This is a genomic window from Salinibacillus xinjiangensis (genome assembly GCF_009649735.1).
Taxonomy (GTDB): Bacteria; Bacillota; Bacilli; order Bacillales; family Alkalibacillaceae; genus Salinibacillus; species Salinibacillus xinjiangensis.
Genome location: NZ_WJNH01000001.1, coordinates 154,191 through 178,692 on the forward strand (window position 1 = coordinate 154,191; position 24,502 = coordinate 178,692).

Here is a 24,502-nt window from a genome sequence, read left to right on the forward strand (position 1 = left end):
TAGTTGCAATTTCCATGCCAAAAGTCAAAGCTTATTTTAAGAGGCTTTTGACCGAATGTGTTTCGTCATGTTACACACCTTATGAAACGTGTTTGAAACAAAAGAAAAAGCAAGACTTAATTTCATAAAAATTAAGTCTTGCTTTCAAATAAGGTACTTTATTCTAAATTAAACTTATTCATTTTTCTCCATAATGTAGTACGAGAAATGCCTAGTAAATCAGCAGCCTCTGCCTTATTACCTCCAGTTTTATTCAGGGCATTTACAATGTCATTTCTTTCTGAAGTAGATTGTTCCAATTTACGACTTATATTTAACTCTTGGGATAGCATGGTATCTTTATTTCTCTGTTTAGATTTTAAGAACTCCATAAATAGGTCCTTAAAAGAGTTTACTAAATCATAGGTAGTTGTAGATATAGATGTTAAAGCTGTCAATCTAACGACAAAATTTTCAATTTCCCTTATATTTCCTGGCCAATCATAGGATAAAAGACTATCTTTTCCAAATTCCGAAAGATAACTTGCTTGATCTTCAGAAAGTCCATTTTTATGCAATAAATGCTTAAAAATCAATGGAATATCTTCATTTCTTTCTCTTAAAGATGGAATATCAAGTTGCAAAACATTTATTCTGTAGTATAAATCTTCTCTAAAATTTCCCTGTTCAACCTGTCGAACTAATGATTTGTTTGTTGCTGTAATGATACGAACATCCAAAGGTATTATTTTCTTTCCGCCTAATCTTATGACTTCTTTTTCCTGTAAAACTCTGAGTAATTTTGTTTGAATATCAATAGGTATCTCGCTTATTTCATCTAGAAAAATAGTACCCTTTTGTGCCATTTCAAACATTCCAGGCTTTCCACCTTTTTTTGCCCCGGTAAACGCACCTTCATCATAACCAAATAGTTCACTTTCCAAAATGGATTGAGGTATCGCCGCGCAATTAACAGGAAAAAAAGGTTTTTCTGATCTGGTACTATATTTGTGGATACTATGAGCTAACAACTCTTTACCTGTCCCTGATTCACCATAAATTAGTATTGGCGCATTTGACTTTGAGTATTGTTTAGATCTGGTTATTAATTTCTTCATGTTAGTTGACTGATGAATTATACTGTCAAAAGTATATTTAGATTGATTTTTAGAATGCTCACTCACACTATCAATCTCATTCAATTGATTTGGATTTAAATGAGTACTAATCATTAATAAATAGTTATTAAAACTAGAATTAATATACATAGGTAACAATATCTCGTTTTCATTAGGTTCATTTTTAAAAGCTTCTAAAGATTTACCCAAGGCTAATTCAATATTCTTCCCTATTAATTCATGCCTAAATGATTTACTGGAATAGCGGATTGCAGACTCATTAACATCCATCACCATACCGTTTATATCAATCAAAAATACTGGTTCTGACATTTTTTTGAAAATGGTTTCCTTTAATTCTGCATTTTTCACCATTTTATTGTAAGTAGTAGCCAATTGATATGCCTTCATCAATTCTATCCTTATTAACTCAGTTGAATAGATTAAAATATTATTCATACCAATATCTTCGGCTATTTCACAAATGGAACTAGTACCAATCAAAACATCAAACCCTCGTTTTTTGTACTCTTTAATCTGCTCTTTTGCTTGATTTAGATTTTCAAAGGTTAAGTTAACCAATTCAATATTTAATAACTTTTCGTATTCTGTTAGTTCATATTTATTTTCACCATAGTACATCAAAATTATTTTGTTACCATACTTTTTAGCTTTTGCAATAGATTTGACTAAATCAGATTCAGAAAATTGAAATGGATATATGGGTATGGTATAGGTTAATTCGGTAAAATCCCTTTTAATGACTTCTAAATGGGCGCCGCTTGTAATGACTAAATCGTAATTTAACAGATTGTCACTATCAATATGCTGACTGATTTCCCCAAAACCTACTTCTTTTACATCTAGTACTATAGGCAAATTCATAATATCCATAACTTCATAAAACAGGTGGGAAAAATTACGATGAGTTAAAACAAGGATTTTTGTAGGCAAAAAAATAACCCCTTTCAGAAAATTTTCATCTTTTGAAAAATTCTCCAAAAAGAGTTGAAAGTCCTTTTTTATTTAAACACTATTTTACTTGAGCGAATTATTACGATAGTCTGCAGTTGCTACCTCGTCAATAGTTAAATCACTTTTTAGTATAACCCCATAGACATCCTTTACCGTTCTTTTTGCAATAAGACCGTCTTTGAAATCTTCCAACACCTGTTCTGGGTCTCTTTCTAGTGGATTCCCATATCCCCCTGCACTCGGTGTTTTTATAAGTAGAGTATCCCCAGCGTTAATCTTAAAGTTGGTCAATTTAGCATGAAGGTTCTTTTCTTTCTGAGAATTGGAATTAAGGATTAACGAACCAGTTTGTCCATCAGCTCCTCCTAGAACTCCTTTTGGTGCATCGAAATGCCGATCACCTTCACCAGAAAACAATGTATCTGTGAAAAATTCCCATTCCCTAGCGATTCCGATTCCGCCTCTCCATTGTCCAGCAGCAGGTTCTTCCTCTCTTAACTCATATCTATGACATCTCATTGGTGTGCGCATCTCTAATTCTTCTATAGGATTATTCCTCGTATTAGCAACTAAATTATCAACACTATCCATGGCATCTTTCCCGAATCTACCACCATAAGATCCTTCATTTATTTCAATATAAATCCAATAAGCTCCTGTATCAGGGGATACCCCTGCATAGGAATTTGCACTTACATGCGCAGAGTTTCCTGCTGTTGTTTTTTCAGGAAGTACTTCTGCTAATGCTAGGTTGATTTGATCTGCTAGTCGGTTGATTTGATTAAATCTAGCAAAACATGATGCTGGAAACTTAGGGTTAAAAATAGTTCCTAATGGAGCGACTACCTCAATGGGCTTGAATATTCCACTGTTTTGTGGAACAAACACTTCCGAATTGGCTTCATCTAACAAAATTGACCTTACAATTGTATATGTTGCCGGTAAAGTTGAACCTGAATAGGGTACATTATATCCCGTTTCTACCTGTGGTGAACTTCCCGTTAAATCCACTATAATATCGCTTCCTCTAACTTCCACACTTGTTTCTATTTTTAATGGTTCTCCGTAGTTCCTACCATCATCATCCAACCAGCCTGTTGGTGCCTTATATATCCCATCTGGAATTTTCTCTATTTCCTTTCTCAACATTTCTTCCGAATAATCCATCCATCTTTTTTCTGTTGCCTGAACAGTATCTAAACCATATCTATCAATAAGTTCCAAATATCTTCTTTGACCAAGTTTTGCGGAAGCAATCATTGCTTCAATATCACCTTTGTTTTCGTTAGGAGTTCGCACATTCTCCAAAACATGTCGCCACATTGCTTCATCTTTTTTACCCTTATCATATAATTTAACAGCATTGTAATGCTTACCTTCTGCAAAAACATCAACCACATCAACCATTAATCCTGGTGACATACCTCCAACATCTAAAACGTGACCTGTGTTAGCAGCAAAACCTACTAATTTTCCGCCATAAAATATAGGAATTATTATAGCTAAATCTGGGGTATGTGAAGCACCATGATAGGGGTTATTATGTAAAATAATATCCCCCTCATTAATATCATTTCCTAAGAAGTGCTTTACTCCCTTTATATACCCAGGAAGTGAACCTATATGCATTGGGGTTGAATCACTCTCACACAATTCATTTCCATCGGAATCAAACAAACCTGCACCCAAATCTTCTGATTCCCGAATAATACTTGAATAGGCCATTCGATATAACACAAGGGCCATTTCTTTAGCGATAGAATTAAATGAACCAGCTATAACACCTAAAGTAACGGGGTCTATGTTTTCATAGCTCTTCTTATTAGACATATTATTTTACCTCCTTTTCTTTACTAGCCGCTATAAATTTTTCTGTTTTCAAGCTAATCTTTTCTTTCATATCAATTACAATGTTTCCGAACTTATCTAATGTTGATTTACAATACGGAGGGATAACGGTCGTACTATCTTTTTGTTGGATAATTGCAGGACCATTTAACTCAGTATCAACTGGCAAGCTATTTTTTTCATAAATTGGTGTCTTTACTTTTTGAAGTTCATCATTTAACCAGAAATAAACTTCATGGCTTTTCTTAGCACCTTTAAAGACACTTTGCATATTACCATAATTAGATTCAGTATCTTCACTATTTATAATACCGACCCCTATTACTCTAATATTAATAGCCAGTACCTCTTGATCAGGGAATTGACTAGCATATTCTCTTTCATGGGCTTCGTGGAACCGATTGATAACTTCATTCATCCAATTATCATCTATTTCTCCTTCTGGTGCATCTACACGTAATTCATAGCCCTGTCCTTCATAACGACAATCACAAACTCGCTTTAAGACAATATCTTCTAAATCAAACCCATCATTTTTAAGCGTAGTAATCGCTTCATCCTCAAGTCCCTTAAATTTACTTTTAATTTCAGCTGTATCAGGACTACTTAAACTTCCCCATAAAGTAGTAACTTTTTCATAAGTAATGTCAGTTGATAACAGCCCCATTGCAGCAGTGATACCTGGGTATGGAGGTATTACAACATAAGGTATATTTAATTCTTCGGCAATATCGCACGCAAATAATGGTCCTGCCCCACCGGTTGCTACTAATGTGAATTCCCTTGGATCATATCCCTTCCTAACACTATTCATCTCAATAGCATTAACCATATTATGGGTCATGATCTTAAGTGCACCTGCAGCAGCATCACGAACATCCATATTTAATTCTTCAGCTATATGTTTTTTATAAGCCCATTCCGATAACTCAGGCTTAAGTGGCATACTTCCTGCTAGTTTACTATCAGGGTGGAGTCTACCTAATAAAACATTTGCATCAGTTGATGTTGGTAATTCCCCACCACGATCATAGCAGGCAGGACCTGGATCTGCACCTGCACTTTGTGGGCCAACTCTAAATATCCCACCTTTGTCCACATATGCAATTGATCCGCCACCTGCTCCAATAGTATCGATATCAACCATCGGAATCATTGCGTTATATTGACCAATTTGTGTATCTAGTAAATGGCGCATTCTCATTTCCCCACTTGGAGCTACTCCAATATCCGCAGATGTTCCACCAATATCTAATGTAATAACATTCTCAAATCCAGAATTTTTTGCGGCCTTAATGCCACCTATTAAACCAGCTACAGGTCCGGATAATAATAGATTTATGGGTTTCTCAGCAGCCATTTCAGATGTTGCAATCCCTCCATTAGATTGCATTAAATGTAGATTTGATTTTACACCAGCATCTTTTAAATTAGTCTTCAGCTTTTTTATATAATTACTTGTTTTAGGTCCAACAAAAGCATTTAACGCAACAGTACTGAACCTTTCATATTCGCGATACTGTGGTAAAATTTCATTACTTATTGATAGAAATACATCAGGATATTCTTCTTCAATAATTTCTTTTACTCGGTTTTCATGAGTTGAATTTTTAAAGGAGAACAAAAAACAAACAGCAATAGCATCAACTTTTGCTTCTTTCAATTTTTTTATTTGTTCTCTGGTTTTGACCTCGTCTAGAGGCGTAAGAACATCACCATCTGATGTAATTCTTTCTGATACTGTTAATCTATTCCTTCTTTTAACTAATGGATAACTTTGCCAAGGTAAATCCTGATATAATGAGAAGTTATACGGTCTTTTATGCCTAGCGATATGTAAAATATCACGAAAACCATCAGTTGTAATCATTCCCACGTTTGCACCATTGTGCTCAAGAACTATATTAGTAGCTACTGTTGTGCCGTGAAAAAATTGGTCAATTTCGTTTAATTTTGTACTAGCTATTTTAGAAATCTCATAAACCCCTTTGATCACTCCTTCAGATGGGTCTTGTGGGGTTGAAGGAACTTTATGAACATACGAATTACCTTCATCTTCATTAATTAAAATTAAATCAGTAAAGGTGCCACCAACATCTACTCCTAATCTTTTCATTTAATAACCTCCAATATCAAAATATATTTATTGTTAATTCTTAATTATCAGTAAATTTAAGGTATAGATATTCACTTTATTAATTAGTTTAATAGGGCGATAACATCTTCACTTGATAAAACATCACAATAACGGTTTTCAATATCAAATAAATTAGCTTCATGTGGTTTAATATCTTGATCGCCCACACAATCTTTAACAACAATTGTACGGAATCCATATGAAAAAGCATCAATAGTCGTCGCTCTTATACACCCACTAGTTGTACATCCCGTAACAATGACAGTATCTACTCCTTGACTTATTAAGATATTAGTCAAATCAGTATTAAAAAAAGCTGACGGCATTTTTTTCGTTAGAATAACTTCATCTTCTTGTACCTCTAATTCATCATCAACTTCTGCCCAAACAGACCCAAGTTTTACTTCTGAAAGTGCTTTTACCTTTTGCGGCCATAATCCCATATCCTGTTTATCTTCTCTATAAGCTACAACCGTATGAATTATAGGTAAATTCTGTTTACGCACCTTTTGTATTAGTGACTTCGTTTTAATAACAGCATCTGTTATTAATTTGCTACCACCGAGTTGTGATTCTTTACTTGTAAATGCCTTTTGAAAATCAACTACAAGAATGGCGGCTTTTTTTCCAAACCCAATATTACCTGAGCGATATCCTACAGATTGATAAATATTTGAACTACTCATTTTAACACCCCCTTTTAACTTCTATAAATTACAAAATAGGCTGATTCTATTTGTTAAAATATGCCAAAGTTCTCATCGCCTGAGTATAAATAGGGTAATCTACTAACTTACCATCTAACTCTACAGCTCCTGAGTTTTCTCCATTCTCATATAAGTTAACCACTTTCTTACTCCATTCAATCTGTTCTTCTGTGGGTTTATAAACATCATTTACCCATTCTATATGTTTCGGATGTATAACCATTTTGCCATAGAAACCTATTTCTCTTCCTAATCTGGTATCTCGCTGAAAATCTTCTTTATCATTTATAATCGGGAATACTGCATCAATTGGAGGGTCTATCCCTACAGATCTAGAGGCTAAAACTAAATGTTGCATTGCCAATTTTCTTTCTTCTCCAAGCGGCGTCCAATCAACTCCAATATCATATGCAAAATCTACAGATCCAAACGCGACTTTTTGGATCTGCTTACTTGACTTGATAATAGACTTCACATTATCAACACCTCTTGCAGATTCAATCAATGGAATGATTTCTAAGTTTTCATCTACTGATTCTAGCGTTAGTTTTATATCAGATTCTTCCTCACTTTTTGGTAACATAACTCCACTTAAATCTAAATCTTTTACTAACCTTAAATCATCTTTAAACCATGGTGTTTGGCTTGAATTAATTCGTATAAAAACATTTTGATCTTCGGAAACCTTGTTCTTTAAGCTATTATATACAATCTGTCTAACCTCTTCTTTTTTTGCAACTGTTACTGCATCCTCTAAATCAATAATGATTACATCCGCACTACTTTCAATCGACTTTTCAATTTTTTTCTTACTAATACCTGGAACGAATAAGTACGTAAGATTCATGTCCTACCCTCCTACCTTAATTTTTAGTTCTTTAGAGTAGCCAAAGAGACAGAGTTGGAATAAAAGTTATTAATAATAATCCTGCTAACCTAACGAAATAAAATGGTATGACACCCTTAACAACATCTGAAACTTTTAGTTTACTCACGCCACTTACAACATATAGATTTAACCCTACTGGAGGAGTTATCGTTGCAATCTCAATATTCGCAACCATTATAACTGCAAAATGTATAGGATTGATTCCCATCCCTGATGCTACTGGGAATAATAATGGGGCTAGAATAACAATCAATGAAATTCCATCTAAAAACATTCCTAATGCCAATAAAACCACATTAATTAGAAGTAAAAATCCCCATACAGGTAAATCCATGCCCTGAATAAAGGATAAAATTGTATTAGCCACACCTAAACGAGTTAAGATGAAACTAAGCAAAGTCCCACCAATTAGAACTAAATAAATCATTGATGTTGAATAAATAGTATCCTTAATAATCTTGGGGAGTTTAACTAACTTAATGGATTTATAGATAAATACACAAACAAATAAAGCATAAATGGCAGCAACTACAGAAACTTCAGTGGGAGTGAAAATACCTAAATAAATACCACCAAGTATAATGATTGGAAGTAATATTGCCGCACTACTCTTACCGAATGAGGATGAAACTTCTCGCATCTTAACTTTTCTTTTATACCCATATTTATATTTTCTAGATATAAAATACGTCATAAATATTAATAATAATCCCTCTAGAATACCAGGAGTAATACCGGCAACAAATAAATCTCTTACAGGTATACCAATCATGGTCCCTATTAAGATAAACGTAAGACTAGGTGGAATCATTAAGCCCAAAGTTCCTCCAACTGCAACAATTCCAGCAGTAAAATTCTTTGCGTAATTTTCTTTTTGTAATGACTCTGTTATCGTTTTACTTAAAGCCGCAGCAGATGCTACACTCGAACCACTAATTGCTGCAAAAAATACAGAAGCGAGCATGGCACCTACACCTAATCCTCCCCTAATGAACCGCATAAAAGAACCAAAAAAATCCATTAATCGATCTGCTAATCTACCTTCCATCATTAAATTTCCAGCTAGAATAAAAAAGGGAATTGCTAGTAATGTGTAACTATCAACTGCATTTAAAACCTCATGTGATATTACGGATATTGGAATATTGACATGAAATAGCAATAGTAAAATACCTGCAAGACCCATTGCTATTCCTATTTCCATGCCTGAAGCTAATAATAATAAAACGATTACTACTGAAATTCCTATAATCATAACGTCCCCCCTTTTGATAATGTTGTTTATTTACTTATACAGGCACCTTTCTAGTATTCTTGATATGTGTTTAATAATTCACCATTTTTAAGAGAATAGATTAAGGATTCTAAATAATACACAAACAATAAAACCCCCAAAATAATTAAGACACTTGAAAGTATCCATACAGGTATTTGTAAAGTAGATTGAGACATCTGTTGTGTTTTGTAAGCATGAGTAACAGTTAAATAACTAGAATAGGTTAGAATTAAAGAGAATATTAAACTAATTAAATTAACAACCGTAAATAATATACGTTTAAGAGATTTATTTAATTTTGTGTATACCAGTTCAATTCTTATATGTTGACCTTTTTTACCAGCGTGTGCGGTCATCAATAATATGGACCAAATCATGCAATAAATACTTATTTCACTTGCCCATTCAAACGATCTATTTAATATAGACCTTTGCACGGCTTCCACAAACATAAGAAGCCCCGAAACAGAGAAAAGTATTATGGATATTGGAAATAAGACTTTTTGCTCAAATAATCTCGTGATCTTAAACATGGAAACACCCTCTGCAAAGGTTTTATTTATTTAATTCCTGGAATTGACTATATATATCCGGAAACTCACTTTCAAAAGCATCATAAACTGGTTGCATTTCCTCTTTTAAAATTTCGATATTATCTTTAGCTTCAGTATGGATGGTGGCTCCATCTTCCTCTAACTTTTCCATTAAGGCTTTATCCGTATCTATCGACTCTTGCCATTGATTTGCAGAAAGTTCATCTATTAATTTATAAATTTCCTCTTGATAGTCTTGTGGGAGTGATGCCATCCATTCTTTATCAAGTACGATTGAATAAGTTAAAATATTTAACCCTGGTACATAATATCCATAAGGAACAGATGTGCCTAAGATGGTATCCCATCCTGATGGCGACGAATAAACAGCATCAATGGTTCCTTGTGATAATGCTGTTGACATTTCAGATGCAGGTAAGCCAATGGCAGACGCATCAATTTGCTTAGCCATTTCTAACAACCACTTGCCACCTGTCATACGAATTTTCATACCTTTTAAATCTTCTAAGGATTTCATTTCTTCGTTTTGTGAAATAAATAGTGCATCCGTGGTACGTAAAAGTCCAGCTACCTCCATACCATTTGGTTCAACTAGGGGTGTTAATATATTCATTAAATTGGATCTGTATTCGGGATCAAGCATGTTTTCATCTGTTAACCCGAAAGGTAATGATGTGAGGCCATATGCAGAGTTAAAGGATTCTAATTGTACAGATACTGGCCATACACTATGAACAGCTCCGGTTCCGATTGATTGTAAGGCATCGATATCAGAATATAATTGTCCTGCTGGAAAAAATTCAGTTTTTATGCCTCCATCTGTTCTTTTTTCTATTTTTTCAGCGAACTCCTTCATCAATTTACTTTTAAAGTGTGATTCAGGAACTTCACTTGATAGTATCATTTCAAATGTTTCTCCTGAATCATCGCCACCATTATCATTACCAGAACTATTGGATGTTGTTTCATTTTCGCCACACGCCGCTATCATTGTAAGCGTTAACAATAATGCGAATAATATAATATTTTTTTTCATTTGAATTCCTCCTTCTATAAATAAATGTTTTATTAGATTTTATCTCCCTTGTAATTGTTGTATTTTATATTGAAAAGCAAATCCCCCCTTCTTTCTCAATACTTTTTCACCTGTATAGTACGAATTTTCGCACTAATCTAGATTCGAAACTATATAGTTATTACATTGCAACTTCCATGCCAAAATTAAGTACCTTAAAATAAAGTAATTATAATTATTAGTGTTTCAAATAGCGTTTCAAATAACGTTTCGTGTTTCATAAGTTTATATTTAATATTTATTTTATATAACGATGAATTAGAAATAAGAAGAATAATGCTGAGTAACAGGGGAATGAGGTGGTTTTTAAATATAAAATGTGTAGAGAGGAGACGACCCTTGTTACTCTACACATTTTCTTCCACTAAAAGATTGCCACGCTTATAATTGATTTTTTTGTTTTCTACGTTCTCTTATAATTGGAATAAAAAAAGTTAAGACAGCCAAAATAAAAAATAATATTGCTATTGGTCTTGTGAAAAGAAAACTAAAAAAATTTAAAAATCCTTCACCACCAGTTATTAGTAAAGTTCGATTCATTTCCCCTTCTATTTGAGGACCCAGAATTAATGCTAAAATAAATGGAACTGGAGAAAATCCAAACTTCCCTAAAATATAGGCTATTAAACCCGAGAAAAACATTACAAAAACCCCAAATAGGTTATTATTAATAGCAAATGAACCTACAGTACTTAATACAATGATGCTTGCTCCTAAATAAAAACTAGGCACCTTGATTACATATTTACTAACATTTACTACAATAATACCGACAATAAACATAACTATTTGTAGTAACAAAAAAACAACAAATATAAATGATATTAGCTTGGGATCATTATTAAATAAAGATGGCCCGGGTCGTACACCCTGTATGATTAATCCCCCCATAATAACTGCTGCTGCTGCCGAACCAGGTATACCTAGAGTTAGTGTAGGTACAAGAGAAGACCCTGTTACAGCATTATTTGCACTTTCTGAGGCTACTATTCCTTCTGGTATACCAGTACCAAATTTCTCTTTATGTTTAGATACTCTCTTTGCCTCATTATAACCAATAAAAGTTGCTACCTCTGGACCAACAGCAGGTGTTATCCCTAAAATGCTACCAATCATTCCTGATTTAAAAATAGTTGGTAGTACATTACTAATTTCTATCCATTTTAATAGGAATCTCTTTTTGATAGTTTGGACTTTCTTACTAACATGACTATTTAACATTAGTGTAATTGCTTCAGGTATTGAAAATACCCCTATTAAAACAGGTATTAATGGTATACCTTGATAAACATTCATATTACCGAATGTAAACCTAGGTGCTCCAAACTGTGGGTCAAGTCCTATTGTAGCAACAAATAAACCTAAAGTACCCATTAATAGCCCTTTTAACATATTACCAGCTGCTAAAGAAGCCACAATACTCAATCCAAATAAACTAAGGGCTAACATTTCTGGAGGCCCGAAATTCAAAGCGAGTAAGGCTAATAAGGGAGCCGCTATCATTAAAATCACTCCACTAATAAAACCACCTATTGATGAACTATAAACAATAAATAATAATGCTTCTGAAACCTTACCTTTTTTCGCCATTGGGTATCCATCAAAAATAGTAGCGGCCGACGCAGGTGTCCCAGGAATTTTTAGTAAAATAGCTGGTATACTTCCACCAAAAATTCCACCACAATATACTGCAAGTAATAAAGTTATTGCAGTATAAGTATCAAGATTAAATGAAATAGGAAGCATTAAAGTTAATGCCATAGTAGCGGTAGCTCCAGGTAGAGCCCCAATGATAATGCCTAAAGTTGTGCCGAGGAAAGCTGTTATCAATATAACAGGGTGGAAAAACTGGGTGATGCCGTCTAATATAAAGTTAATATCCATATAATACACCTCTTAGAAATTGCTTAAGGTAATGGGACATAAAATATTTGCCCAAATACAAAATAGATTAAAATGGCTGTTAACAGACTACTTGTTAAAATCCAATACCATTTCCAATAACTATTCGAAATCATCATTAGTACAATCATTAAAAGTGTTGAAGCAGTGACAAACCCGATTAAATCGATAGTTGTTAAATATATATATATAACAGCAAATAACAGTATTGTTTTAAAAATATTTATCCAATAAAATTGTTTAACAGATTTATCCTTTTTCCTTATCTCTTTAATAATTAAACAACTAGATAGAATTCCTAATATAACTAATACAATTTGTGGGTAACGTACGATTCTCGGATCTAATTGTAGTGTTATTAATCCGAAAACAATAGACAGTAAAAGAAGAAATAAACCAGTTATCGCATCTCCATATAACAATTTCCTTTCTTTCATTTACTAACCACCTTTAAACAAATTCTTTTTACTATATAATTATATATTCGGCCCCCAATTAGGAGCCGAATTTTTTCATTTTTATTATGGGGTTGCACCAGGTTCTAATCCCAGTGTATCTATTAATTCCTTATATTTTTCATATTCCTCTTGAACCTTTGTTTTTGATTCCTCTGTGTTTAAAGGAGAAAGCGCTAAACCCGAACTCTCAAAATCATCTATAGTAGCCTGGTCCTGTAATGTTTTCATAAACGCCTCTTCTAAAATTTTTATACGATCTTCCGGTGTACCGGCTGGAACAGATATCATTCTCCAAATATTAAATTCAATATCATAACCCTGTTCTTTAAATGTTGGAATATCAGAAAATGTATCAGTACGCTTTGAAGTTGAAATTGCTAAACCTTTTAGTTCTCCTGAGTCATAATAATCTTTTATTTCAGCAGGATATTGCGTGCCAACATTTAAATCACCTGCTAAAAGTGCTTGAGTAACAGGCGCTCCTCCTTGATAAGGTACTCTTGTCATTTCTATTCCGGCTTCTTCCTCTAATGCCAATTTCACAAAATCATTCGTTGTCCAAACAGCCCCAATACCTATAGAAACATCTTCATTTTTAGATTTGTTCACTAAATCCTCAAGAGATTCTATACCACTGTCATTATGTGTTGCAATGATTGATGGATCAGAGTTTATTTGAACAATTGGGGTAAAGGATTCTGCATTGTATGAAACATTAGGTAGTAAAAATTCATCTGTTATTGTATTTGGAATCATAACTCCCATAGTATATCCATCTGCATTAGCCTGAGCTACTTCCGTTACGCCTACAGCCCCTGATCCTCCCTCGATATTTTCTACTATAATTTTTTGTCCTAGGTATTTTTCAGCATGTTTAGCGAATAACCTGGCAGTTACATCAACACCACCACCAGCAGGATACTGGACAACTAAACGTAGGGGTTTACTCGGAAATTCCCCCGCTGTTTCTGAACTATTTTCACTTTGATTATTATTGTTACTTTCATTTTCAGACTCTTGATTATTCGAAGAGGTAGAGCTGCATGCGACAAAAATACCTGTCACTAAAATAAAACTTATTGCAATCAAAAGCTTTTTTATCATAAGAGTTCCTCCCATTTTTTGGATTATATACTTCTCGCTAATCGATGAGCCTCATGAATAGCAGCTAGCACTTTCCGAGGTGCATAACTATCACCGATATTGTAGGACCTATATTTCTTAGATATTTTTTTAAATAAAGCATGGTTTGATTTGTTTTTAGTAATATAGATAACATGATTATAAGCAATATCTTTTTTAGAACCACCAAAAGTATGTTCAATTTCTATATCATTTTTATTTAACTTATTAATTTTATAACCAGTAATATAATCAATATTTTCATATTTTCTTAGTCTACGATTTACCCCTAACCAACTAACGTAATTAACATTGTGGGCGATTTTAGCCTTTTTAGTAAGAATGGTAACTTCGCTCGCTGACTTGGCAATTTTTTCGGTAAGCGAGTATGGTGGAATATCTCCATCATCCTCAAAAATAAGTACTGATCCATTCCAAATATTTTTTGCTACTGCCTCTTCATAGGAGTAGATGCTGTAATTTTTATTCTCATGATCGGGAATTTCTTGATTTGAACCAGCCGCATAAAGAACAACGTCAGGGGTAATTTCATCTACTAAGGTTTCATCTACAATAGTATCTAAGTATACATTAACATCGTTTGATTTAACCTTATAAGTTAAATAATTAAGAGTTTTAATTAGCTCTTCTCTCCCTGGTATTTCAATGGCCCTTCTTAGTTGTCCACCTAAATTAGATTCCTTTTCAAACAAATGAACGTTATGGCCTCTTTCCGCTGCTATAGAAGCTGCTTCTAGTCCAGCAGGTCCCCCACCAATAACCATTACTTTTTTGGGTGTTTTCGTTTTTATCAATGTACCAATACCATAATCCTTTTCATTACCAACAGAAGGATTATGGATACAAACCATTGGTTTACCAGAGTGAATTTCTCCCCAACATACGTTACAGGAGTTACATTCTCTTATCCCTTTAACATCTCCGGTTTTTGCTTTATTAGGTAATTCAGCATCACTTATAAGAGCTCTCCCCATTCCTACTAGATCAAGTTTACCTTCATGAAGCAAATGTTCAGCAATATTAGGATTTGTTATTTTTCCCAAACCTAAAACAGGTGTATCACCAGCAACTTTTTTAATTTCTTCTGTTAGATGGATAAATGGGGTTTCTCCTAAGTGCATATCCGGTACATGATACTCTAAACTATGACTGAAATTACCTTGGCTTACGCCATAATAATCCAAAGCACATTTTTCATTTAAATATTGGACTATATTTTTAGATTCTGTTAAATCTAAGCCACCTTCCACATATTCATGAACTGTTAGTTTAATTCCGACAATAAAATCTTTTCCACAATTTTCTTTTATTTTGTTGACTATATTAACAATAAATCTTGTTCTATTTTCCAATGATCCACCATACTCATCTTTTCTCTTATTTGTCCATTTGGAAAGAAATTGAGTAATCAGATATCCATGCGCTCCGTGTAATGAAACTCCGTCAAATCCGGCCTTACTTAAGTTAATTGCAGAAGACACAAAACTGTCCTCAATTTCTTTTATTTCCTCAACTGTCATAGCATGTGGAACAGCATCACTTAATGGACAGGGTAATTCACTAACCCCCCAAGAAGACATGGTCGGACTCCATAATTGCTGCCTGCCTACATGCCAAAGTTGTCCGAGCAATACTGTATCGTACTTATGAACTTCATCTGCAATCATTTTAAACTTATCAATATTTTCTTCTGTATAGGCTATTGGCACCTGTGGTTGAGGCAAAGAAGTAGGATGAACAGAAAAACCCTCTGTTACTATCATGGCTACTCCGCCCTTTGCTCTTTCTCCATAAAATTTCGCCTGGCGCATTGTTGGTTCGTGTTTTTCTCCATAATTATTTAAAACTTCAGCCATGGTAATCCTATTGCTTAAAGTTTTGCTACCAACGTTAATAGGAGAAAATAACTTTTCAAAATTTCTTGACATATTAACACCCTTTCTTTCTTAAACAGACCAGTATATTTCTGCGACTGAATAAAATTTAAATTTTCTGATTTTTATCGGCAGTAAACACAGTCCTACGAATTATCCCCCCTTTAAAAAGATTATTATTTCTTCATCTTTATAATAAGCAATTTTCATGCCACTTTTTTACCATCTATTTTCGATACATCATTATGATAAGCTTGGTTTTTTTCACTATTCTTAATTTAGACTCTTCTTAATGTTGCAAAATATGTTTCAAATATTTAACGATGAAACTTTATTTTGAAATCACACTACATGCAAAAGGTAAACAACCATGAAAAAAAAGTTCGTGTTTCTACTCTAACAAGAACACGAACTTTTACTTCATTTATTAGCTACCCGCGGGGTATTTGCATAAAATAGAATTAATGTTACGACTACCATAAGAAACGCTAAAAATAACCAAGCATATGTGTAAGAACCCGATCTATCTACAATTCCACCAAATATTGGTGGTCCAAAAACAACTCCCAGAGAACCTAGCATTAAACTAAAACCTGTTGCAGTTCCAGCTTTATCTTTAGAAACCGTTTCCGAGGCTGAATTCATCCACATTCCATTGAATCCCGTAATACAAAATCCAAAAAGTGCAACAAACGGAAATATTAATAACAAAGATATATTTTCAGGTAATAAAATGATAATAATACTATTAACAGCAGTTATGATTGATATAATTATTAAAACAATAATACGTTTTCCCGAAAATATTTTATCACTTATAACTCCCCAAGCTATACGTCCAATAGACCCAAAAACCTCAGTAACGACAAACAAAAGCCCGGCTAAATACAAACTTAATTTCAACTCCTCATCTAGGTAAAAGACAATATACGTTAAAAAAGACAGCTGTGCGGCAGTTAGTCCAATAGCAGCTATACTAATCGCCAATAGAGACTTGTTTTTGGCTAATTCTGAAAAAGATGATAAAAATCCTTTAACACTTGTTTTGTTCTTTAAATCATGTGTCTCTAATGGTGGATCTTGGTAAAATATAAATGAAAACATACCAATGCAAATTAATAAGATAGCAGCGCTAAAAGATGCAGCTCTCCAACCCCACTCAACTGCAATTGGTAGTAAAATTAATGCGGATAAGGCTGAACCGGCTGTTACCCCCATTTGTTTAATTCCCATTGCAGTACCTCTTTTATTTACCGGAAACCAATAAATAATTCCTCTATTTGACGTAGGGTGCATAGCACCATAACCAAATCCACCAATAACAACAAGAATTAGCATAATAATAAAACTACTTAGGAAACTAAATAGCATAAACGATAATCCCAAACAGAGGCTAAGCATGAGTAATAAACCTCGCGAACCTAGACGATCAACTAGCATTCCAGAAGGGAGACTAATTATAGATTGACCTAGAAATAATGCTGCTGGTAACATCCCTATTTGTGCTTTTGTTAATAATAAATTTTCTTCAATTAAAGGACCTAACGGGGCTATACTTCTACCTACAAAGGCTACTGCAATTTGGGTGCTGAGTAGAATAGTTAGCATAATCCACGGGGTGAAATTTGGTACTTGAGTGTTTTGTGTTTTTATAGCTAATCTCATAAAAAAGTGCTCCTTTATTATAAAATCACTTTTTTCTTATAATCTGGCACCTTAATATTATGCAAGAAATATACCAAGATATTGTTTTCTTTATATCCTGAGTTTAATTAATTATCCGTTCCAAAAAGCGTTTCATTGAAAGTTTCATGTTTCAGATAATAAAAAACCCCGAGAAACGGATCGTTTTTTTATAATCCATTATTCGAGGATAATATTTTCAAAAAGTCCTTATTTATTTAAATAATACAATAATTAATAATTATAAATAAATCTTTAATAAATATTATTAAAGACAACTCATAAAGAATATATATTTGTAACCCGGTGATATTACATAGAGATTAAACACATAAAATTATTACTGCAATCCATATGTTTTTAATCCTTTCTTCTTGATTTTAATACGCCATACTTCATTTTTTTCTGATTCCGTTACGTATAGGTATCCATTATGAAAAGCTAGGTTCGTACTGTATGTCCCAGCTTCCTTTGGTAAACGTATCTTACCATATTTAAAACCTTTAGAATCAAGCACGATAACTTCACCTGCTTTGTAATGTGCTACATATAAATTCCCCTCATTATCAACGGCTAGTCCATCTGGTCCTATACCACCTTCAAAACGCGCAAAGACATAGGGGGTGTCATATATGTCATCTGTATGAACTGAAGGAGCTGCGATTATTTGATTTTTGTCATACTCAGCAATATAAACATGTTGACCATCCGGAGAAATCGCAACACCATTAGGATAGGCTATGTTATCCTGAAAAAGCTGTAATTTGGTATCCTTTCCAGGTGGTAGGTAGAAAACACGACCATTGGGTTTTGTTGCGCTTGATCCATGTGGTTCTGTAAAATAGATTCCACCTTTGTCATCAAACACAAGGTCATTAAGGCCTCTTAAGTGCTCAGTCTTGTACTTTTCAAGAATTGTTGTGCGCTTACCGGTAGGAGGGTCTAATGTATAGAGCTCTCCATTTAAATCTGCTATAAAAAGACGTCCATCCTTGTGAAACTTTGCTCCATTTGGATTTCCATATGTCTCAACAACTTCAACCTCATTTCCATTAACTTTCATAATCTCCCCAGAAAAAATTGCTGTCATCCACATTTGACCATCACGGTCAAAATTAAGTCCCTCTATAAAACCATCTGCAGTGACAACTTTTTCCCACTGGCTACTAGAAGGGAGAATTTCTGATAGAGTATGTCTTTCATTTGAAGGGGGTTTCCCAGCCTTTTCATATACAGAATCTGCGACAGCAACCGATATAGTTACTAGAGAAATAATTATTATTATCGCAAATGGTAATACTTTATTTCTCATATTTTTATTCCTCCCTTAATAAAGTTTAAACTGTAAATCTATGTTATTGTCACCGGAATCCAAATGTCGATAATCATTTGTTCAAATGCTCTCAATTTCAAAGAAGATGCAAATAATTTAATTAGTGATACAAACTGTATAAAAATTAGTAATTCTCTTAAATTAACTAAAATCAGGTTTCCTCTTTTCAATAATAGCTTTAACACCTTCTTGATAATCTTCATGCTCAGTTACAATTCCCATAGCCGAAGAAACCATATCAAGAGAAGTACACAAATCTATGTTCAACCCTTGATACACAGCTCTTTTTGTAAACCGAATAGCTACTTGTGGTCCATTGCTTAAACTTTCAACATATTGATCTACGAATTCTTGCAATTGATTATCTTCCACTACTTTCGTTACAAGACCCATTTCTTCTGCTTCTTCTGCGGATAAAACTCTTCTTGTCCAAAGCAAGTCTAACGCTTTGTCAATTCCAACAAATCTTGGCAAAAACCAAGCTCCTCCATCTCCAGGTACAATTCCTACATTCAAATAACTTTCTGATATTTTCGTTGATTTTCCCGCAATCCGAATGTCACAAGCTAATGACATATCAAACCCTGCACCAAAGGCAGCCCCATGTAATACAGCAATAACCGGCTTATCAATTTCTTGAAGTAAAAGAGGGATACGCTGTACTTTTTTCCATAAAGAGTTTTTTCTGTTTAATGCTGTAGATACGAGATCATCACTACCGTCATTTTTAATGAATCCTTCTCCCTTTACCATTGATTTCACATCGCCACCAGAACAGAAAGCACGACCATTGCCCTTTAATACAAGAACACGTATATTATTTGAATCACGAACCGTTTCCAATGCGTTAATCCACAATTCAATCATTTCGCTGCTGAATGCATTTAAACTATCTGGACGATTTAAGGTGATTTTTGCTACATTATCTTCTACCGTAAAAAGTAAATCTTTCATTTCACATCCACCTTTTGAGAAGAATTTTCAACATTCGTAATCAACGACCATAACTCATTTTGGTTTAAATTCATTAAGTCTTTTGCGATGATTTGCTCCCAATCGCTTTCTTTACCAAATTCTTCACGCCAAGACCAAAGCCTCCGTGTACTATGGTGCAGTGTATGTTCAAACGTAAAACCAATCGCTGCCAAAATTTGATGTGCAATAGGATTTACCTTTTCTATTGCTTCATTCACACGAAGCTTTGCAAATGCTATTTCTTTTGATACTGGATTTTTTTCATATGAAGAAATAGCGTTTTTTACCGCAACATTTGTAGCAGCAAATTCACCTGCTAATTGTGCCATATGTTGTTGTACAGCTTGGAAACGATAAAGTGGTCGACCAAACTGGGATCTCTCTGATATATGTTCTTTTGTTAACGCTAGTAAATTTTCTAATGCTCCAACCATCATCACACTTCTAGTAAGTCCACCAGTATATAGAATTTTTTCTACTTGTTCTTCTATATCCACCGATTTTGTTTTGATTTCTTCTACGTAAACGTTATCAAAAAACACCTCATCTCTTGCTTCACCTGCTAGATTTTTCCCTTCTTTAATCTTTGCATTATCCAATGGAAGTAAAGCAAGTTTTGTATCTTCTTCCGTTTCACCTAATACTAGAATCTTTTGTGCAAATCTAGCCCAAGGTACATATTTTGCTTTACCAGATACTATCCATCCATCATCCTTTTCCCTAATCTGAAATAAGTTTTTATGTTCTGTAGCCGATATTGTAATAAATTCATCTTGTACAGATTCCCCTAAATCCATTAACAACTTATTCACAATATAATTTTCAGCTAACGGGATAGGTGCTGAATACTTCCCGATCAAGTATAAAATACTAAAAGCATCATACTGATCTCCACCGTTACCCATTAATTCTTCTGGAACAGCAACTTTTAACATACCATAGGCTTCTAAGTTATCCCAAAGTTCCTTTGCCCATATACCATTCTCTGCTTCATTCACTATTTCTTTTTTCGAGTATTCCTTCAGTATTTTTTCGGTAGATTCCATAATCATTTCTTGCATTTCACTCATGCCTTTACTACCCCCTTAGCTACGATTCCACGTAAGATTTCCGTAGTTCCTCCTCTTAATGTAAAGCCAGGTGATTGAAGCATTGCTTGGGCCATTAATTTTTCCAATTTTGATTCTGAATTTATAGATGGAATAGCAGAAACTAGTAATCTTGTAATTTCAGCCATTCTTTGCTCAAATTGAGTTCCTAAATCTTTAACTAGAGATGCAATAAGACTAGAAGGGATACCTTCTTCTAACAATTTAGCAATACCAAGAGACATATTTCTTAATGTCCAAAGTCTCGTTACAACCTTGCTTACTTCATTTAATCCTTTTTCATCTTTATTTTCGATTAGCGTATTGGTAAGTTCATTAAGAAGTGGATATGTGCTGAGTATACGCTCAGGACCACTTCTTTCATATGCTAGCTCCGTCATTCCTTGGGCCCAACCATTTCCGATCTTACCTACAACCATGTTATCAGGAATAAATACATCTTCAAAAAACACCTCATTAAAGTGATGCTCTCCTGTCATTAAATGTATGGGACGAATGGTTACTCCTGGTGCAGATAAATCGACAACTAATTGACTCATTCCTGCATGACGATTATTTATATCTTGAGGGGAAGTACGACACAAAGTAATCATATAGTGAGCAAGGTGTGCTCCGCTGGTCCAAATTTTACTTCCATTAAGAAGCCAACCCCCTTCTACCTTCTCTGCTTTCGTTTTAATAGCTGCCAAGTCAGATCCAGCATTCGGTTCACTTAATCCGATAGAAAAGTAACATTCACCTCTCGCAATTTTAGGAAGAAAAAAATGCTTTTGTTTTTCCGTTCCGAATTTGAGAAAGAGGGGGCCAGATTGCCGATCAGCAATCCAATGAGCGGCTACTGGTGCGCCAGCTGCAAGTAACTCCTCTGTTACAACATACCTTTCTATTGACGTACGTTCCTTACCACCATACTCCGCTGGCCAAGTCATCCCAATCCATCCCTTTTCCCCTATCTTTTTGGAAAGCTCAGGTGAAAAACCGCATAACCAACTATCACAACTTGGCGCAATTGAACCGCTTTCTAATTCTTCTTTGATAAAAGCTCTAATTTCATTTCGTAAAGCCTCTGTTTCTTTAGGAAGTTCTACAACTGGGATTCGTAATGCTTTCACATTATCACACCTTTCTAATCTTTTTGGCTAATGAATTAATCCTTAATAAGATCAGTATCTAGTTTTTTCAATAGTTCATTTGTATGTTCTCCGTGCTTTGGTGGAGGTGTAGAATTTTTTATAATAGATTCATCCTTGTAAAATGTAGAAACATACCGCATTCCCCATTTTTCTTCACTTAAATTCCTTTCCTTATAATATGAATGTTGAGATACTTCACTTATTTCTAGAACAGGCGCCATACAACAGTCTACTTCTTCGGCAAATTTGATCCATTTTTCTAGAGTATGAGATTTAAATAACTCTTTTAAAGCTAAATACACAGGATTCTCATCATTTGGAACTGTAAGTTGAGCAGAAATCCATTCTTGTTTTTTTACTGCTTGACAGAAATTCTCCCAAAATTTTGGCTCTAAGGCCGCTAAACTAATAAAACGATTATCCTTTGTTTTGTAAAGGGAGTAACAAATTACTTCCTTATTAAGTTTTGAAATACCATTTTCTTCTCCTGTTGTCGATTCTAGTGCTACATGATTTGTCATGAGAGTAAACATTGTATCCGCAATAGATAAATCAATATATGCACCTTTCCCTGTTCGTTCTCGCTGAAAGAGTGCTGCAGAAATAGACTCACTTGCAGCCATGCCACCTATAAAGTCTGCTAATGTAATACTTGGATGAACAGGTTCTCCTTTATGATCCTTAAATTGAGACAATACACCACTTAATGACATATAGTTTAAATCATGACTTCCTAAGTGACTAAATTCTCCATTTTGCCCATAACCTGTTAAGGAACAGTAGATAATGTCTGGTTTATCTTTAGACACTTCTTCATAACCGATTCCTAATCTTTTTGCTACACCTGGGCGAAAACCTTCTACTACAACATCTGATTGTTTGATTAATTCTCTAGCAATACGCTTTCCATTTGATTCCTTAAGGTTTATCGTAATACTTTTTTTATCTCTATTTTGAGCTCGAAATATATACTTGTCGCCATTATCTTTTTCAGGAGGGAAACGTGAAGGATCACCACTAGGTGATTCCACTTTAATAACTTCTGCCCCCCTGTCAGCCAATCTAAGGGAAGCATACGGACCAGGAAGATATTGAGAAAAGTCTACAATACGAATATCTTTTAACATATAAGTCCACACCTTTAAAAAATGGATTATTCTAACCAACTTACTAATCCTAATATACTAGAAGATAAACACTCACATTTGTTGGGATATTTTTTCTTTTTTAAATTCCACCCTAATCATTATTACTCCAATTAACTTTGGTACAAGCGTAATAAATAGGAACATTCGAAATATTTGGAATGAAATAACAATTGGAACATTTGCTCCAACAACAGCAGCCGTTAAGCTCATTTCGGCAATACCACCTGGTGCTATGGATAATATTGCAGTCGGATAGTCTAAATTAGCCCAGAATATTAATATCATAGCGGCTAAAAAGCACATTGCTAATAAGGTAACCCCACCTATTAGGGCATAAATAAAATACTTTCGATTATCTCGTATTGTACTTCTATTAAAGTAAGTGCCTATGCTTATGCCGATGAAAACTTGTGCAATATTTAGGAATATTGGTGGAAAGGATGCAAATGGTACACCTAGTAAGGAGAAAGTGGATATCATAATTAAAGGACCTGTTAAGGTTGGTAGTGGTATTTTTAAAAACCTTGCTACAATCCATCCAAACACACCTAGAAATAACAGTATAACTATTCCATAAATATTAAAATTAGTACTTGTTGAACTAGGTAAAGTGGAAGCGATAGAAGGTTCAAAGAAAAAAGTGATAAGAGTTGGAATGACCATTACTACTAGTACAAGTCTAGTAAATTGTTGAATAGCAATAGCCTCCCTATCTCCTCCAAGATCCCCTCCAACTTCAATCATTTGTGCTGTTCCACCTGGTATATTACCAAAAATCGTCGTTTGCCAATTTAGTTTCGATAATTTTTTATGAATAGCACCATTTATAACACCAAATAGTAATATAAGGATGGACATAAGAACGACAAACACAAATTGTTTATAAATAACACCTCCCGTTTCAGGTTCAAAGTATAATCCCATTGAAATACCTAACAAAAAAAAACCAGTTAATTTAAAATTTGTTGGTAAGTACACTTCCTTGAACGTAATATTTGTTATGATTGTAAAAACCATAGGTCCTAAAATCCAAGATAGAGGAAGACTAAGTATTGAAAACAAATAACCACCAATAAGACCTACTATTAATGTATATATTATTTTGTGAATCTTTTCTTTGCTTAAGCTTATTCTGCTAAACATATTTTTTCGCCATCCTACCAGTTTTCTCAAAATAACCTACTTA

The 24,502-nt window shown here is 34.1% G+C and carries 19 protein-coding genes; all 19 read right to left on the bottom strand.

The genetic code is table 11. The annotated features are described in order from the left end of the window. Nucleotides 1-158 precede the first annotated feature (158 nt). The 19 genes from GH754_RS00705 to GH754_RS00795 all read right to left on the bottom strand — a co-directional run bounded on the left by GH754_RS00705 (nucleotide 159) and on the right by GH754_RS00795 (nucleotide 24,459). Nucleotides 159-2,051, bottom strand: coding sequence for a sigma 54-interacting transcriptional regulator (locus tag GH754_RS00705; protein ID WP_153726814.1), 1,893 nt, complete (start codon nucleotides 2,049-2,051; stop codon nucleotides 159-161). Between the two features lie 84 nt (nucleotides 2,052-2,135). Then, nucleotides 2,136-3,902 carry a hydantoinase B/oxoprolinase family protein gene (locus GH754_RS00710; RefSeq protein ID WP_153726815.1) on the bottom strand — a complete coding sequence of 589 codons (1,767 nt, stop codon included), beginning with the start codon at nucleotides 3,900-3,902 and terminating at the stop codon, nucleotides 2,136-2,138. Between the two features lies 1 nt (nucleotide 3,903). After that, nucleotides 3,904-6,036: a hydantoinase/oxoprolinase family protein gene (locus tag GH754_RS00715; RefSeq protein ID WP_153726816.1), complete on the bottom strand. Its 2,133-nt coding sequence runs from the start codon at nucleotides 6,034-6,036 to the stop codon at nucleotides 3,904-3,906. Between the two features lie 83 nt (nucleotides 6,037-6,119). Then, a complete protein-coding gene (locus tag GH754_RS00720) occupies nucleotides 6,120-6,743 on the bottom strand; it encodes an isochorismatase family protein (RefSeq protein WP_153726817.1) in 624 nt (207 codons plus the stop codon). Nucleotides 6,744-6,789: 46 nt separating this feature from the next. Beyond that, entirely contained in the window at nucleotides 6,790-7,611 is an 822-nt protein-coding gene (locus GH754_RS00725; RefSeq protein WP_153726818.1) for an HpcH/HpaI aldolase/citrate lyase family protein, read from the bottom strand. A gap of 31 nt (nucleotides 7,612-7,642) precedes the next feature. Next, a complete protein-coding gene (locus tag GH754_RS00730) occupies nucleotides 7,643-8,908 on the bottom strand; it encodes a TRAP transporter large permease (RefSeq protein ID WP_153726819.1) in 1,266 nt (421 codons plus the stop codon). A 50-nt stretch (nucleotides 8,909-8,958) separates the two neighbouring features. Beyond that, complete coding sequence (locus tag GH754_RS20035) at nucleotides 8,959-9,462, bottom strand: TRAP transporter small permease (protein WP_153726820.1); 504 nt, start codon at nucleotides 9,460-9,462, stop codon at nucleotides 8,959-8,961. Between the two features lie 22 nt (nucleotides 9,463-9,484). Continuing rightward, nucleotides 9,485-10,519 (bottom strand): TRAP transporter substrate-binding protein, encoded by a 1,035-nt coding sequence (locus GH754_RS00740; RefSeq protein WP_153726821.1) that lies wholly within the window; start codon nucleotides 10,517-10,519, stop codon nucleotides 9,485-9,487. A 420-nt stretch (nucleotides 10,520-10,939) separates the two neighbouring features. Beyond that, nucleotides 10,940-12,442: a tripartite tricarboxylate transporter permease gene (locus tag GH754_RS00745; RefSeq protein ID WP_153726822.1), complete on the bottom strand. Its 1,503-nt coding sequence runs from the start codon at nucleotides 12,440-12,442 to the stop codon at nucleotides 10,940-10,942. Between the two features lie 23 nt (nucleotides 12,443-12,465). Continuing rightward, nucleotides 12,466-12,897, bottom strand: coding sequence for a tripartite tricarboxylate transporter TctB family protein (locus GH754_RS00750; RefSeq protein WP_153726823.1), 432 nt, complete (start codon nucleotides 12,895-12,897; stop codon nucleotides 12,466-12,468). An 84-nt stretch (nucleotides 12,898-12,981) separates the two neighbouring features. Next, nucleotides 12,982-14,022 carry a Bug family tripartite tricarboxylate transporter substrate binding protein gene (locus GH754_RS00755; protein ID WP_194841242.1) on the bottom strand — a complete coding sequence of 347 codons (1,041 nt, stop codon included), beginning with the start codon at nucleotides 14,020-14,022 and terminating at the stop codon, nucleotides 12,982-12,984. A gap of 23 nt (nucleotides 14,023-14,045) precedes the next feature. Then, nucleotides 14,046-15,989: an oxidoreductase gene (locus GH754_RS00760; protein WP_153726825.1), complete on the bottom strand. Its 1,944-nt coding sequence runs from the start codon at nucleotides 15,987-15,989 to the stop codon at nucleotides 14,046-14,048. A 366-nt stretch (nucleotides 15,990-16,355) separates the two neighbouring features. Next, complete coding sequence (locus GH754_RS00765; protein ID WP_153726826.1) at nucleotides 16,356-17,600, bottom strand: MFS transporter; 1,245 nt, start codon at nucleotides 17,598-17,600, stop codon at nucleotides 16,356-16,358. Nucleotides 17,601-17,958: 358 nt separating this feature from the next. Then, nucleotides 17,959-18,930 carry an SMP-30/gluconolactonase/LRE family protein gene (locus tag GH754_RS00770; protein ID WP_153726827.1) on the bottom strand — a complete coding sequence of 324 codons (972 nt, stop codon included), beginning with the start codon at nucleotides 18,928-18,930 and terminating at the stop codon, nucleotides 17,959-17,961. Between the two features lie 162 nt (nucleotides 18,931-19,092). Then, nucleotides 19,093-19,905, bottom strand: coding sequence for an enoyl-CoA hydratase/isomerase family protein (locus tag GH754_RS00775; RefSeq protein WP_153726828.1), 813 nt, complete (start codon nucleotides 19,903-19,905; stop codon nucleotides 19,093-19,095). Next, nucleotides 19,902-20,996: an acyl-CoA dehydrogenase family protein gene (locus tag GH754_RS00780; protein ID WP_153726829.1), complete on the bottom strand. Its 1,095-nt coding sequence runs from the start codon at nucleotides 20,994-20,996 to the stop codon at nucleotides 19,902-19,904. Before GH754_RS00780 ends, GH754_RS00775 begins: the two co-directional genes overlap by 4 nt. Then, nucleotides 20,993-22,147 carry an acyl-CoA dehydrogenase family protein gene (locus GH754_RS00785; protein WP_323741790.1) on the bottom strand — a complete coding sequence of 385 codons (1,155 nt, stop codon included), beginning with the start codon at nucleotides 22,145-22,147 and terminating at the stop codon, nucleotides 20,993-20,995. The genes GH754_RS00780 and GH754_RS00785 overlap by 4 nt, the downstream gene beginning before the upstream one ends. 35 nt (nucleotides 22,148-22,182) lie before the next feature. Next, entirely contained in the window at nucleotides 22,183-23,295 is a 1,113-nt protein-coding gene (locus GH754_RS00790) for a CaiB/BaiF CoA transferase family protein (RefSeq protein WP_153726830.1), read from the bottom strand. A gap of 72 nt (nucleotides 23,296-23,367) precedes the next feature. Continuing rightward, nucleotides 23,368-24,459 (bottom strand): AbrB family transcriptional regulator, encoded by a 1,092-nt coding sequence (locus tag GH754_RS00795; RefSeq protein ID WP_194841243.1) that lies wholly within the window; start codon nucleotides 24,457-24,459, stop codon nucleotides 23,368-23,370. Nucleotides 24,460-24,502: the final 43 nt, after the last annotated feature.

Coding starts and splice junctions, on each gene's coding strand:
- GH754_RS00745 (WP_153726822.1), bottom strand. CDS start 12,442: ATGGATATTAACTTTATATTAGACGGCATCACCCAGTTTTTCCACCCT.
- GH754_RS00775 (WP_153726828.1), bottom strand. CDS start 19,905: ATGAAAGATTTACTTTTTACGGTAGAAGATAATGTAGCAAAAATCACC.
- GH754_RS00720 (WP_153726817.1), bottom strand. CDS start 6,743: ATGAGTAGTTCAAATATTTATCAATCTGTAGGATATCGCTCAGGTAAT.
- GH754_RS00750 (WP_153726823.1), bottom strand. CDS start 12,897: ATGAAAGAAAGGAAATTGTTATATGGAGATGCGATAACTGGTTTATTT.
- GH754_RS20035 (WP_153726820.1), bottom strand. CDS start 9,462: ATGTTTAAGATCACGAGATTATTTGAGCAAAAAGTCTTATTTCCAATA.
- GH754_RS00765 (WP_153726826.1), bottom strand. CDS start 17,600: ATGAGATTAGCTATAAAAACACAAAACACTCAAGTACCAAATTTCACC.
- GH754_RS00740 (WP_153726821.1), bottom strand. CDS start 10,519: ATGAAAAAAAATATTATATTATTCGCATTATTGTTAACGCTTACAATG.
- GH754_RS00715 (WP_153726816.1), bottom strand. CDS start 6,036: ATGAAAAGATTAGGAGTAGATGTTGGTGGCACCTTTACTGATTTAATT.
- GH754_RS00770 (WP_153726827.1), bottom strand. CDS start 18,930: ATGAGAAATAAAGTATTACCATTTGCGATAATAATAATTATTTCTCTA.
- GH754_RS00730 (WP_153726819.1), bottom strand. CDS start 8,908: ATGATTATAGGAATTTCAGTAGTAATCGTTTTATTATTATTAGCTTCA.
- GH754_RS00755 (WP_194841242.1), bottom strand. CDS start 14,022: ATGATAAAAAAGCTTTTGATTGCAATAAGTTTTATTTTAGTGACAGGT.
- GH754_RS00780 (WP_153726829.1), bottom strand. CDS start 20,996: ATGAGTGAAATGCAAGAAATGATTATGGAATCTACCGAAAAAATACTG.
- GH754_RS00790 (WP_153726830.1), bottom strand. CDS start 23,295: ATGTTAAAAGATATTCGTATTGTAGACTTTTCTCAATATCTTCCTGGT.
- GH754_RS00725 (WP_153726818.1), bottom strand. CDS start 7,611: ATGAATCTTACGTACTTATTCGTTCCAGGTATTAGTAAGAAAAAAATT.
- GH754_RS00795 (WP_194841243.1), bottom strand. CDS start 24,459: ATGTTTAGCAGAATAAGCTTAAGCAAAGAAAAGATTCACAAAATAATA.
- GH754_RS00760 (WP_153726825.1), bottom strand. CDS start 15,989: ATGTCAAGAAATTTTGAAAAGTTATTTTCTCCTATTAACGTTGGTAGC.
- GH754_RS00710 (WP_153726815.1), bottom strand. CDS start 3,902: ATGTCTAATAAGAAGAGCTATGAAAACATAGACCCCGTTACTTTAGGT.